Annotated in this window: 13 protein-coding genes; 3 read left to right on the forward strand and 10 right to left on the reverse strand. The window is 70.2% G+C overall.

What is annotated here, in order from left to right; genetic code table 11:
- From VLJ82_RS14745 to dxr, 4 genes are all read right to left on the reverse strand, one after another.
- The coding region (locus tag VLJ82_RS14745; RefSeq protein WP_408664131.1) for a flavodoxin-dependent (E)-4-hydroxy-3-methylbut-2-enyl-diphosphate synthase at positions 1-239 on the reverse strand (239 nt) is incomplete at its 3' end.
- Positions 240-328: 89 nt separating this feature from the next.
- A complete protein-coding gene (locus tag VLJ82_RS14750; protein WP_408664119.1) occupies positions 329-697 on the reverse strand; it encodes an FKBP-type peptidyl-prolyl cis-trans isomerase in 369 nt (122 codons plus the stop codon).
- Positions 698-749: 52 nt separating this feature from the next.
- Positions 750-2039, reverse strand: coding sequence for a M50 family metallopeptidase (locus VLJ82_RS14755; RefSeq protein ID WP_408664120.1), 1290 nt, complete (start codon positions 2037-2039; stop codon positions 750-752).
- A gap of 108 nt (positions 2040-2147) precedes the next feature.
- Positions 2148-3368, reverse strand: a complete 1221-nt coding sequence (gene dxr, locus VLJ82_RS14760; RefSeq protein ID WP_408664121.1) for a 1-deoxy-D-xylulose-5-phosphate reductoisomerase — start codon at positions 3366-3368, stop codon at positions 2148-2150.
- A 121-nt stretch (positions 3369-3489) separates the two neighbouring features.
- On the opposite strand from dxr, the gene VLJ82_RS14765 reads away from it, so the two are divergent.
- A complete protein-coding gene (locus tag VLJ82_RS14765; RefSeq protein WP_408664122.1) occupies positions 3490-3768 on the forward strand; it encodes a DUF2631 domain-containing protein in 279 nt (92 codons plus the stop codon).
- Positions 3769-3793: 25 nt separating this feature from the next.
- Here VLJ82_RS14765 and VLJ82_RS14770 read toward each other — a convergent pair whose 3' ends face one another.
- The 6 genes from VLJ82_RS14770 to VLJ82_RS14795 all read right to left on the reverse strand — a co-directional run bounded on the left by VLJ82_RS14770 (position 3794) and on the right by VLJ82_RS14795 (position 10255).
- Positions 3794-5014 carry a saccharopine dehydrogenase family protein gene (locus VLJ82_RS14770; RefSeq protein ID WP_408664123.1) on the reverse strand — a complete coding sequence of 407 codons (1221 nt, stop codon included), beginning with the start codon at positions 5012-5014 and terminating at the stop codon, positions 3794-3796.
- On the reverse strand, positions 5011-6036 hold the full coding sequence (gene speB / locus VLJ82_RS14775) for an agmatinase (RefSeq protein WP_408664124.1): 1026 nt from the start codon (positions 6034-6036) through the stop codon (positions 5011-5013). The genes VLJ82_RS14770 and speB overlap by 4 nt, the downstream gene beginning before the upstream one ends.
- Positions 6037-6104: 68 nt before the next feature.
- The gene (locus VLJ82_RS14780) at positions 6105-6965 is read right to left on the reverse strand and encodes an ABC transporter permease (RefSeq protein WP_408664125.1); all 861 of its coding nucleotides are present in this window, start codon (positions 6963-6965) and stop codon (positions 6105-6107) included.
- Positions 6965-7864 (reverse strand): ABC transporter permease, encoded by a 900-nt coding sequence (locus tag VLJ82_RS14785; protein WP_408664126.1) that lies wholly within the window; start codon positions 7862-7864, stop codon positions 6965-6967. Before VLJ82_RS14785 ends, VLJ82_RS14780 begins: the two co-directional genes overlap by 1 nt.
- Positions 7861-9030 (reverse strand): ABC transporter ATP-binding protein, encoded by a 1170-nt coding sequence (locus VLJ82_RS14790; RefSeq protein WP_408664127.1) that lies wholly within the window; start codon positions 9028-9030, stop codon positions 7861-7863. Before VLJ82_RS14790 ends, VLJ82_RS14785 begins: the two co-directional genes overlap by 4 nt.
- Before the next feature lie 4 nt (positions 9031-9034).
- Complete coding sequence (locus tag VLJ82_RS14795) at positions 9035-10255, reverse strand: ABC transporter substrate-binding protein (RefSeq protein WP_408664128.1); 1221 nt, start codon at positions 10253-10255, stop codon at positions 9035-9037.
- Positions 10256-10593: 338 nt separating this feature from the next.
- On the opposite strand from VLJ82_RS14795, the gene VLJ82_RS14800 reads away from it, so the two are divergent.
- Both VLJ82_RS14800 and VLJ82_RS14805 read left to right on the forward strand, forming a co-directional pair.
- Positions 10594-11070: an Lrp/AsnC family transcriptional regulator gene (locus VLJ82_RS14800; RefSeq protein WP_408664129.1), complete on the forward strand. Its 477-nt coding sequence runs from the start codon at positions 10594-10596 to the stop codon at positions 11068-11070.
- Positions 11067-11888 (forward strand): aminotransferase class III-fold pyridoxal phosphate-dependent enzyme (locus VLJ82_RS14805; RefSeq protein WP_408664130.1); only part of this gene is annotated, 822 nt, incomplete at its 3' end. The genes VLJ82_RS14800 and VLJ82_RS14805, both read left to right, overlap by 4 nt.

An 11888-nucleotide genomic window follows, 5' to 3' on the forward strand; every position in this document is an offset into this window, starting at 1 on the left:
CGCGCGATCGCGGACAGCGCGTCGGCGTCATCCTGGCTCGGACACGCCACCCGGACGATGTCGCAGCCGGCGGCGGTCAACTCGGCGATCTGCTGCAACGTCGAGTTGACGTCCGAGGTCAGCGTGGTGGTCATCGACTGCACCGAGATCGGCGCGTCACCGCCGACGGCGACCGACCCCACCTTGATCTGGCGGGACTTCCTGCGTGGCGCCAGCACCGGAGGCGGTGCCGCCGGCATGCCCAGCGCGACCGGAACGCTCACTGCTATTCCTCGATCCTTGTCCGTGCTTCGTCTGTCGGAAAACCTGCCCGCGCCGCCGGAACTCCTCAGCGCAGGTCGAGCAGGTCCACCACGAAGATCAGCGTCTCGCCACCCTTGATGGCACCGCCGGCACCCCGATCACCGTAGCCCAGGTGCGGCGGGATGATGAGCTCCCGCCGGCCGCCCACCTTCATGCCCTGCACGCCCTGGTCCCAGCCGGCGATCACCCGGCCGGCGCCGAGCGGGAAGCTGAACGGCGAGTTGCGGTTGTAGCTGGCGTCGAACTCCTGGCCGGTGGAGTGTGCGACCCCGACGTAGTGCACCACCGCCTGCTGCCCGGCCCGGGCCTCCGGCCCGTCGCCCTCGATCAGGTCACGCACCTGCAGTTCACCGGTGAGATCGCCGGTCGGCACTTCCACCACGGGCTTGGTCAACGCACTTCTCCTCAGGGATTTCGGGGCACCCGGGATCGGGCACCGGATGGTGCTAGTTGGGCAGTGAGATCGGCTTGACGATGTCGGCGTACATCACCAGCACCGAGAACACGATCAGGATGCTGGCCACCACGTACATCACCGGCACCAGCTGCGCGACATCGACGAAGATCAACCGGGGCCGCTTGCGCAGCCGGGCGATGCCGCGCCGGATCGCCTCGACCAGGGCCCCGGCGACGTGGCCGCCGTCCAGCGGCAGCAGCGGCAGCAGGTTGAAGAAGAACAGCAGCAGGTTGACGCTGGCCAGCAGGCTGATCAACATCGAGATCTTGTCCAGCGCGGCGACCCGGGCGCTGTCGGCGATCTCACCGCCGATCCGGCCCAGCCCGATCACTCCCACCGCGCCGTTCTGGTCGCGCGGCTTGCCCTGGAACACCGTGCCGGTGAGGCTGGCGAGCTTGGCCGGGAACTGCTTGAGCGCGTCGACGCTCATGCCCAGCTGCTGCCAGATCACGCTGCGGATCTGGCCCGGGGTAAGCCGCTGGTAGGCCTCGGTGGTGCTGATGCCGATGAAGCCGGCCTGCTTGGTGCGGCCGGTGTCGTCGGCGTACTTGGTGTTGACCACCGGGGTGATGGACAGCTGCACCGGCTGGCCGTCTCGGCGCACCGACAGGGCGATCGTCTTGCCGGCCGAGGCCTCGATCACGTCCACCGCGTCGGACCAGTGCTTGATCGGGGTGCCGTTGATGGCGGTGATCGTGTCGCCGGGCAGCAGCACGCCGTTGGCCGGCGCCTTGCGGTAGGCGGTGCTGCCCTCCGCCGGGCAGTCCGTGGTGGTGGCGGTGCTGGACACCACGCACCTACTCACCGACCCCACCGTGGTGGTCGGCGCCCGCAACCCGATCAGGCCGTACAGCAGGATGGTCAGGACGAAGAAGATCAGCAGGTTCATGCTCGGGCCGCCGAGCATCACGATCATCTTCTTGCCCGGGGTGAGCCGGTAGAACTGCCGGTTCTCGTCCGCCGGCGTGACCTCGGTGCGGCTGGCGGCCCGGAACTCCTCGACCAGCTCGCCCATCCGGCGCGGCCACCGGGACCGCCGGCCGTCGGCGCGCGGCGGCACCATGCCGATCATCCGGATGTAGCCGCCCAGCGGAATGGCCTTGATGCCGTACTCGGTCTCGCCGCGCCGGCGGGAGAACAGCGTCGGCCCGAAGCCGACCATGTACTGGGTGACGCGCACGCCGAACTTCTTCGCCGGCACCAGGTGCCCGATCTCGTGCAGCGCGATCGAGGCCAGCAGCCCGACGGCGAAGGCAATCACGCCCAGTGCGTACAGCACGCCTGTGTCATCCTCCCGGCCCGGCGGCCGAGGATCGGCCGCTGGTCACTTCTGCGTCACTACCCGTCAATTGTGCCCTGCCGGTACGACAGGTGGTGACCGATCCGGTTACCGGCCGATCCCCAGCACCGCCGCCGCCTGCCGGCGCGCCCACTGCTGCGCCTGCTCGATGTCGGCGATGTCACGCGGGGTGCCGGCTGCGGCGTGCTCGCCGGCCAGCCACCGGTCCAGGACCTCGCGCACGGTGTCGACTATGCCGAGGAAGCCACAGGATCCGCTGTGGAAGGCGGCCACCGACTCCTCGTTGGCCGCGTTGTAGACCGCCGGCGCGCAGCCACCGGCCAGGCCGGCCGTGCGGGCCAGCTCGATCGCCGGGAACGCCTCGTTGTCCACCGGCTCGAAGGTCCAGGACTGCGCCCCGCTCCAGTCCAGCCCGGGTGCGGCGCCGGCCACCCGGTCCGGCCAGGCCAGCGCCAGCGCGATCGGCAGCCGCATGTCGGGCGGGCTGGCCTGGGCCAGGGTGGCCCCGTCGACGAACTCGACCATCGAGTGCACCACCGACTGCGGGTGTACCACCACCTCGATCCGGTCGTAGCCGACGCCGAACAGCAGCTGCGCCTCGATCAGCTCCAGGCCCTTGTTCACCAGGGTCGCGGAGTTGGTGGTGATCAGCGGGCCCATCGACCAGGTCGGGTGCGCCAGCGCCTGCTCGGCGGTCACCGATTCCAGCTCGGCCCGCCGCCGGCCCCGGAACGGTCCACCGCTGGCGGTCAGCACCAGCCGGCGCACCTCGGCGGCGCTGCCCGACCGCAGGCACTGGGCCAGCGCCGAGTGCTCGGAGTCCACCGGCACCAGCTGGCCCTCGGCCGCGGCGGCCAGCACCAGCGGGCCGCCAGCGATCAGCGACTCCTTGTTGGCCAGCGCCACCGTCCGGCCGGCCCGCAGCGCCGCCAGGGTGGCCCGCAGCCCCTGCGCGCCGGCCACCCCGTTGAGCACCACGTCGCAGTCCAGGGTGGCCAGCTCCTCGGTGGCGTCCGGTCCCGCGACCACCACCGGCAGCGGGTGCCCGGCCGGCGCGCTCGCGGCCAGCCGCTGCCGGAGTTCCTCGGCGGCGGCCGGCGAGCTGACCCCGACGTAGCCGACCTGCCAGCGCAGCGCCTGCTCGGCGAGCAGCTCGACGTTGCCGCCGCCGGCGGCCAGCGCCACCACCGAGAACTGCTCGCCGGCCTTGCCGACCACCTCCAGCGCCTGGGTGCCGATCGAGCCGGTCGAGCCGAGCAGGACGATCCGGCGGTGGCCGGCGGGGGTGGGCCCGGCAGGTGTGGTCACCGCGCCATTCTCGCCGACCGTGCAACCCCGCGGGTGCCCTGTGCCCGCCGGCCGCGCCCGGATGCCAGAATGAGCCCAGACCAGCACGCCGCAGGTGTTCGCCGACAGGGAGTGATCGAAGGTGGCAACGGAGTCCCATTCCATCGCCGGTACCGATGTCGAGCCTGCCCGGGATGCCCGGCACGTCGAGCACGAGCGGCCCGAGGACTGGGGCTGGCATCACGAGTTCGTCACCGGACGCCAGGTCGGCGGCTGGCTGACCTTCCTGATCCTGGGCGCCCTGCTCACCACCACCCACTACAACGACGCCGGCGCCCTGGCGCTGATCTCGATGATGGTGGTGCTGCTGATCGGCCTGGTCTGGGACATCCGCCGCCGGCGTACCCAGTGGCGGTCGTAGTACCCCTCAGCGCTCGCGGTACCTCTCAGCGCTCGCTGATCCCCCACGGCGAGCCGTAGTCGCCGGCCAGCAGGGTCAGGAACGGCACCGCGTCGAAGGCTTCCGGGCCGAGCACGCCGGCCCCGCTCCACACCCCGGACGCGATCAGCTCGCACGCCACCACCGGGTTCACCGCGGTCTGCCACAGCACCGCCTGGCAGCCGTACTCGCTCATCGACCACTCGTTGTCGACCACGTGGTAGAGGTAGCTCGACCGAGGCCGGCCGTCTATCCCCAGGCCCTGGACCAACACCCCGGCGCAGGTCTTGCCGCGCATCCGGTCCCCCAGCTGCGCCGGGTCCGGCAGGGCCGCGGCCACCACGTCCCGCGGGCTGACCTCGACGCCGCCGACCCGCAACGGCACGGTGGAGTCCAGGCCCAGCTGGTGCAGGGTGCGCAGCACCCCGATGAACTCCGCGCCCAGCCCGTACTTGAAGTCCACCCGGCCGGCGGTCAGCCAGCGCGGCATCAGCAGCACCTCTTCGTGCTCGACGTTGACGCACTCGACCGGCCCGATGCCGTCGGGAAAGTCGAAGACCTCCGGCTCGCTGAACGGCTCGGTGGTGTACCAGCCGCGGTCGGCCTCATAGATCACCGGCGGGTTCAGGCACTCCTCGATGGTGGTCCAGATCGAGAAGGTGGGCGCGAACATCGGCCGGCCGGCCTCGTCGAGCACCTCCAGGTTCGCCCCGTCGCGCACCCCGAGCAGGTCGATCCGGCTGAACAGGTGGTCTGAGGCGTAGCGGGCCAGCACGTCCGACAGCCCCGGCTCCACCCCCATGCCGACCAGAGCGAGCCGGCCGGCCCGCTCCCAGTCCGCCGCCAGCGCGAACTGCTCGTCGCCGAGCTTGACCCCGGTCCGGGCGAACGGTTCGTCCGGGTGCGGACGCGACAGCGACATCGCCATGTCGAGGTAGTGGCAGCCAGCCACCAGCGCCGCCCGGAAGATCGGCATGGTGAACCGCGGGTCGGTCGCGCCCAGCACCGCGTCGATCCGCCGCTCGGTGAGCAGCCGGGTGATCGCGGCGGGGTCCGAGGCGTCCAGCCGCACCGCGGCCACCCGCGGGTCACCGACGGCCGCGGCGGCCCGCTCGGCCCGGGCCAGGTCGTAGTCGGCCAGCAGCAGGTGCTCCAGGAAGGGCCGGCGGACCGCGATCCGGGCCACCGCCGAGCCCACCCCGCCGGCGCCCAGCACCAGCAGCCTCATCGCTGCCCGCCGCGGCCGTCCAGCAGCGGCTGGGCCGGATCCCAGCGGGTGCCGTCGGCGGCGTCCTTGCGCCGCCGGGCGATCGCCGACAGCGACTCCAGCACCACCCGGTTGGCCAGGAAGGAGGTGATGTCGGCGTGGTCGTAGGGCGGCGACACCTCCACCACGTCGATACCCACCACCGGCAGCTCGTAACAGATCCGCCGGACCGAGTCCAGCAGCTGCCGGGCGGTCAGCCCGCCGGGCTCCGGGGTGCCGGTGCCGGGCGCGTGGCCGGGGTCGCAGACGTCGATGTCGACCGACAGGAACACCCCGTCGCAGCCGTCCAGGGCGATGCCGAACGCCTCGGTGAGGCAGGCTTCCAGGCCGCGGGCGGTGATCTCGGTCATCTCGTAGGAGCGCATGCCCTGCTCGGCCATCCAGTCCAGCGTCTCCGGCGGCGGCCAGTAGCCGCGCAGCCCGATCTGCAGGAACCGGTCGCCGCGCACCGCGCCGGACTCGATCAGCCGGCGCATCGGCTGGCCGTGCCCGATCAGCGAGCCGAACTCGATGTCGCCGGTGTCGGCGTGCGCGTCGAAGTGGATCATCGACACCTTGCCCTGGCCCAGGTGCTGGGCCACCCCGGCCGCGTCCGGCCAGGCAATGGTGTGGTCGCCGCCCAGGATCAGCGGGATCGCCCCGGTGGCCGCCACCGCGTGCACCGCAACCTGCAGGTCGCGCACCGAGCGCTCGGCGTCGCCGGAGAACAGCTCCACGTCGCCGGCGTCGTAGACCGCCAGGTCGCGCAGCCCGTCCACCCGCAGCGCCAGCGACGGCCGGCTGCCGTCCTGGGCCAGGTAGCAGCTCTGCCGGATGAACTGCGGCCCGAACCGGGTGCCCGCGCGGTGCGAGGTGCCGCCGTCGAACGGCGCGCCCAGGATCACCACGTCGGCGCCGGCGTAGCTGGCAGGCTCTGCCCAGTCGCACCGGGGCACCCCCAGGAAGGTGATGTCGGGGCCGAACTGTGCGCCGTAGCGCGCCATGCTTTCCTCCTGGGATTCGGGTGATCCAGCGATCTCGACGGGCGGAACTCCTCGGGCGGACTACCGCCTCAGCGGGCCCGCCGCCGGCCGGCCAGCTGGCCGATCGCCACCGCCAGCACCGCCAGCACGAACATCGCCGTCCCGATGACGTTGATCTGCACCGGCGTGCCGCGGGCGGCCGCGCCCCAGACGTACATCGGGAAGGTGATCGAGGCGTTGGAGGCGTTGAAGTTGGTGATGATGTAGTCGTCGAAGGACAGCGAGAAGGCCAGCAGCGCCCCGGCGGCGATGCCGGGGGCGACCAGCGGCAGGGTGATCCGCCGGAAGGTCTGCCACTCGTTGGCGTACAGGTCCGCGGCGGCCTGTTCCAGCCGCGGGTCGAGCCCGGCGACCCGGGCCTTGACGGTGACCACCACGTAGCTCAGGCAGAACATGATGTGCGCGATCAGGATGGTGGTCCGGCCCAGCGGGATGCCGAGGCTGACGAACAGGGTCAGCAGCGACGAGCCCATCACCACCTCGGGGGTGGCCATCGGCAGGAAGATCAGCAGGTTGGACCCGGCCCGGCCGCGGAAGCGGTAGCGGGCCAGCGCGAAGGCGATCATGGTGCCGAGCAGCGTCGCGATCAGGGTGGCCAGCACCCCGATCTTGAGCGAGAGGCTCAGCGACTCGCACATCCCCGGCGCGGCGCACGGGTGCAGCCAGGCGTCGAGGGAGAACCGCTGCCAGGTGTAGTTGAACCGGCCGTTGGGCTTGTTGAACGAGAACAGCACCACTACCAGGTTCGGCAGCAGCAGGTAGACCAGCGCCAGCACCGCCACCAGCCAGACCACGTTCTCGCGCAGCACCACCCAGACCGGCCGGCGACGGCGGGCCGGGGCCGCCGGACGGGTGGAGCCGGCCGGCCGCTGTCCCACGGTGGCGACCATCAGACCAGCTCCTCGGTTCCGGAGCGGCGCACGTACACCGAGACCAGGACCAGGATGGTCAGCATCAGCGCGAAGGACAGCGCCGCCGCGGTCGGGTAGTCGTTGATCCGCAGGAAGTAGCCCTGGATCACCTGCCCGATCATGGCGGTCTTCGGATTGCCCAGCAGCTGGGAGTTGATGAAGTCACCGGCCGCCGGGATGAAGGTCAGCAGGGTGCCGGCCACCACACCTGGCATCGACATCGGCAGGGTGACCCGGCGGAAGGCGGTCAGCGGGGTGGCGTACAGGTCGCCGGCCGCCTCCAGCAGCCGCGGGTCCAGCCGGTCGAGGCTGGCGAACAGCGGCAGCGTCATGAACGGCAGGAAGTTGTAGGTCAAGCCGGTCACCACCGCCAGCGGCGAGTTCAGCAACTGGTCGCCGTTGGTCCAGCCCAGCGCCCGGGTCAGCGAGATCAGGTGGGTGCTGCGGAAGAAGCTCACCACCAGGCCGTCGGAGTTCAGGATGGTCTGCCAGGCCAGCGTGCGGAGCAGGAAGCTGGTGAAGAACGGGGCGACCACCATCACCAGCAGCACCGGCTTCCAGCGGCCGGCCTTCAGCGCGATCGCATAGGCGAGCGGGTAGCCGATCAGCAGGGCCAGCACGGTGGCCAGGAACGCGTACTCGAACGAGCGCAGGAACTGGTGGGAGAAGTCCGACAGCGCGTCGGTGTAGGTCGCGAAGTGGAAGGTCAGCTGGTAGCCGGTCTCCAGGGTGCCGGTCTGCAGCGACTGCGACAGCAGGAACACCATCGGGACCACGAAGAACACCGCGAGCCAGAGCATGCCGGGCAGCAGCAGGAAGTACGGCACCCCGGCGAACCGCCGGCGGGTCCGGCCGCTCGGCTCGGCGGCGCTGGTCATCCGACGACCTCGCTGTCCAGCTCGATGCCGGCCTCGGCGTCCTGGCCGGCGTCCAGGGCAAAGGTGTGCTCGGCGGCGAAGGTCAGGCTCACCCGGTCACCGGGCCGGTGGATGCCGGAGCCGTCCCGGTTCTGTTCGAACACCGTCAGCTCCTGCTGCCACGGGGTGCGCACCAGGTACTGGGTGCTCACCCCCATGAAGCTGGCGTCGGTGACCACCGCGCCGTCGATGCGGTTCGGGCCGGCGGCGCCGGTTGCCTCGCCGTGCGCGGCCGCACCGGTGTCGGCGTAGACGCTGATCTTCTCCGGCCGGACGCCGACCCAGACCTCGTCCACCCCGGCCGGCAGCCGGCCGGCCGGCACCCGCACCGTCCCGGTGGGCAGTGCCACCGTGGCCGCGTCCGGCTGCCGCTGCCGGACGGTGGCGCGGATCAGGTTGGACTGGCCCAGGAAGTTGGCCGCGAACGTGGTGGCCGGGTTCTCGTAGAGCTCGGCCGGCGCACCGAGCTGCTCGATCCGGCCGGCGTTCATCACCGCGATGGTGTCGGCCATCGTCATGGCCTCTTCCTGGTCGTGGGTGACGTGCACGAAGGTCAGCCCGACCTCGGTCTGGATGCGTTTGAGCTCGACCTGCATCTGCCGGCGCAGTTTGAGGTCCAGGGCGCCCAGCGGCTCGTCCAGCAGCAGCACCGCCGGCTTGTTCACGATCGCGCGGGCCAGCGCCACCCGCTGCTGCTGGCCGCCGGACAGCTGGCCGGGCTTGCGGCGGGCCAGCCCCTCCAGCTCGGTGAGCTCCAGCACCTCGGCGACCTGCTTGTCCACCTGCTCGGCGCGCCGGCGCTTGAGCCCGAAGGCGACGTTCTCCCAGACGTTCAGGTGCGGGAACAGCGCGTAGCTCTGGAACACCGTGTTGACCGGACGCCGGTAGGGCTTGTCGAAGGTGATGTCCTGGCCGCCGATCCGGATCTGGCCGACGGTGGGCTGCTCCAGTCCCGCGATCATCCGCAGCGTGGTGGTCTTGCCGCAGCCGGACGGCCCGAGCAGGGCGAAGAACGAGCCCTGCGCAATGGTCAGGTCCAGGTTGTCCACGGCGGTGAACGGCCCGAACCGCTTGGTCAGCGACGACAGCTGCAGATCGCCGGACGAACCGGGCACCGACTCGGGCACCGGTTCAGCCGCCGGTGGTCAGGGCCTGGAACGCCTTGTTGTACCGAGTCTCCTCGTCCTCGGTCAGGCCGCGGAAGACGTGTGCCCGGCCCAGCACCGCCTCGGACGGGAAGATCAGCGGGTTCTTGGCCACGTCCGGGTCATCGGCCAGCAGGATCTCCCCAGCGCCCTTGACCACCGAGATGTAGTTGACGTAGTCCACCACCTGCGCCATCACCTTGGGGTCGAAGTAGTAGTTGATCAACACCTCGGCGTTCTTCTTGTGCTTGGCCTTGTTGGGGATCACGAAGTTGTCCGACCAGATCAGGTGGCCGGTCGAGGGCAGCGTGTAGCCCAGGCTCGGGTTGTCGGCCTGCAGCTGCACCACGTCGCCGGTCCAGGCCAGGCACGCCGCGATGTCGCCGGAGGCCAGCCCCTTGCCGTACTCGTTGCCGGTGAATCCCTTGAGCTGGCCGGAGTTCTTGACGTCGGTGAGCTGCGCGATGGCGGCGTCGAAGTCGGCGTCGGTGAACTTGGCCGGGTCCTTGCCCATCGCCAGCAGGGTCATGCCCACGGTGTCGCGCATCTCGGTGAGCAGGGTGACCTTGCCCTTGAGGCTCTTGTCGGTGAACAGCTGCTCGAGCGTCTCGATCTTCTTGCCGCCGGTGGCCTTGGGGTTGTAGCCGATGCCGGTGAAGCCGGACTGCCAGGGCAGCGAGAACTGCCGGCCCGGGTCGAACTCGACGTTGGCCAGGGTGTCCTGGATGTTCTTGGCGTTGGGGATGTTGGCCTTGTCCAGCTTCTGCACCCAGTTCAGCCGGATCAGCTTGGCCACCATCCAGTCGGTGGAGCACCAGACGTCGCGGCCGGTGTCGGCGCCGGCCCGCAGCTGCGGCTGCACCTTGGCGAAGAACTCGTCGTTGTCGTTGTAGTCCTCGGTGTAGGTGACCTTGATGCCGGTCTGCTTGGTGAACTCGTCCAGGGTGGGGTGCGCCTGGGTCTTGTCGTCGACGTCGATGTACTCGGGCCAGTTGGACCAGCTGACCACCTTCTCGGTGTCCGAGCGGTCCTCCGCGGCCTGCGCCGACGGGTTGGCCTTGCCGGCGGTGCCCTTGGTGCCGCAGGCGGCCAGCAGGCTGGCCAGCCCGGTGGCACCGATCCCGGCGAGCATGCTGCGGCGGGTGAGCAGGCCCCGGGTGAAGGCGATGTCGGGCAGCCGATCCGGCTCGGACGGGCGGTAGGTCATCGGCTGTCTCCCTCGTCGCAACGGCGCAGGCGCTGGCAGGACGTCCGGCACGCCAGGCGCCCGCCGGATCAGGTCATGCTAGCCACGGATGGTTACATCTACGTCGCGGCCCTGCCAAGCAATTCCGCGATGAATCGCGCGTCCGGCAACGAAATCCACACACCTTTCCGACGAGCGGGCCGAATCCGGCGCGAATCGCGGCCGACCCGTTCCGGCGGGGCTCCGAGACCGGGCCGAGCTCCGATTAATTCGTGCAGGCAGATGATTTGGTGATCATTAGGCTCCGATCGCTTCGGATTCACTTGCCGAACGGTCGCAGATCCTGCATTATCCGTACCATGACAGTCACCCGGCGGCGATCCGGACGCCCGCAGCTGGACGACACCTCCAAGGCCATCGTCGAGCAGCTGCAGCAGGATGGCCGCCGGCCCTACGCCAGCATCGGCAAGGCGGTGGGACTGTCCGAGGCGGCGGTCCGGCAGCGGGTGCAGAAGCTGGTGGAGTCCGGCACCGTGCAGATCGTGGCGGTGGCCGATCCGCAGCAGATCGGCTTCGCCCGCCAGCTGATGATCGGGATCAACATCGAGGGCGACCTGGAAAGCGCGGCCACGGCGCTGGCCGAGATTCCCGAACTGGTGTACGTGGTGCTGACGGCGGGATCGTTCGACATCCTCGCCGAGGCGGTGGTCGTCGACGACGACCACCTGCTGGAACTGATCAACGAGCGGATCCGCAAGCTGCCCGGCGTCCGCCGCACCGAGACGTTCATGTACCTGAAACTGACGAAGCAGACCTACAACTGGGGTATCGCATGACAGCCAGCAGCTTTGAGCCCGAAACCAGCTACGACAGCCAGCAGGCCGAGCGGCTGTCCGCCGCCGCCCGCGACCACCTGTGGATGCACTTCACCCGGCTGTCCTCCTACGCCGACTCGCCGGTGCCGATCATCACCCGCGGTGAGGGCGCCTACGTCTACGACATCCAGGGCCGCCGCTACCTCGACGGGCTGTCCGGCCTGTTCACCGTCCAGGTCGGGCACGGCCGGCGCGAGCTCGCCGAGGCCGCCGCCCGGCAGGCCTCGCAGCTGGCCTACTTCCCGATCTGGTCCTACGCCCACCCGATGGCCATCCAGCTCGCCGAGCGGCTGGCCAGCCACACCCCGGGCGAGCTGAACCGGGTGTTCTTCACCACCGGCGGCGGCGAGGCGGTGGAGACCGCCTGGAAGCTGGCCAAGCAGTACTTCAAGCTCATCGGCAAGCCCGAGAAGCACAAGGTGATCTCGCGCTACGTCGCCTACCACGGCACCCCGCAGGGCGCGCTGTCCATCACCGGCATCCCCGGCGCCAAGACGATGTTCGAGCCGCTGGTGCCCGGCGCGCACAAGGTGCCCAACACCAACTTCTACCGGGCGCCGATCTATGGCGATGACCAGAAGATGTTCGGGCAGTGGGCCGCCGACCAGATCGAGGCCGCCATCATCATGGAAGGGCCGGAGTCCGTCGCGGCTGTGTTCCTGGAGCCGGTGCAGAACTCCGGCGGCTGCTTCCCGCCGCCGCCCGGCTACTTCCAGCGGGTCCGGGAGATCTGCGATCAGTACGACGTGCTGCTGGTCTCGGACGAGGTCATCTGCGCC

This window comes from Jatrophihabitans sp. (genome assembly GCF_035474675.1).
Lineage (GTDB): Bacteria > Actinomycetota > Actinomycetes > Mycobacteriales > Jatrophihabitantaceae > Jatrophihabitans_A.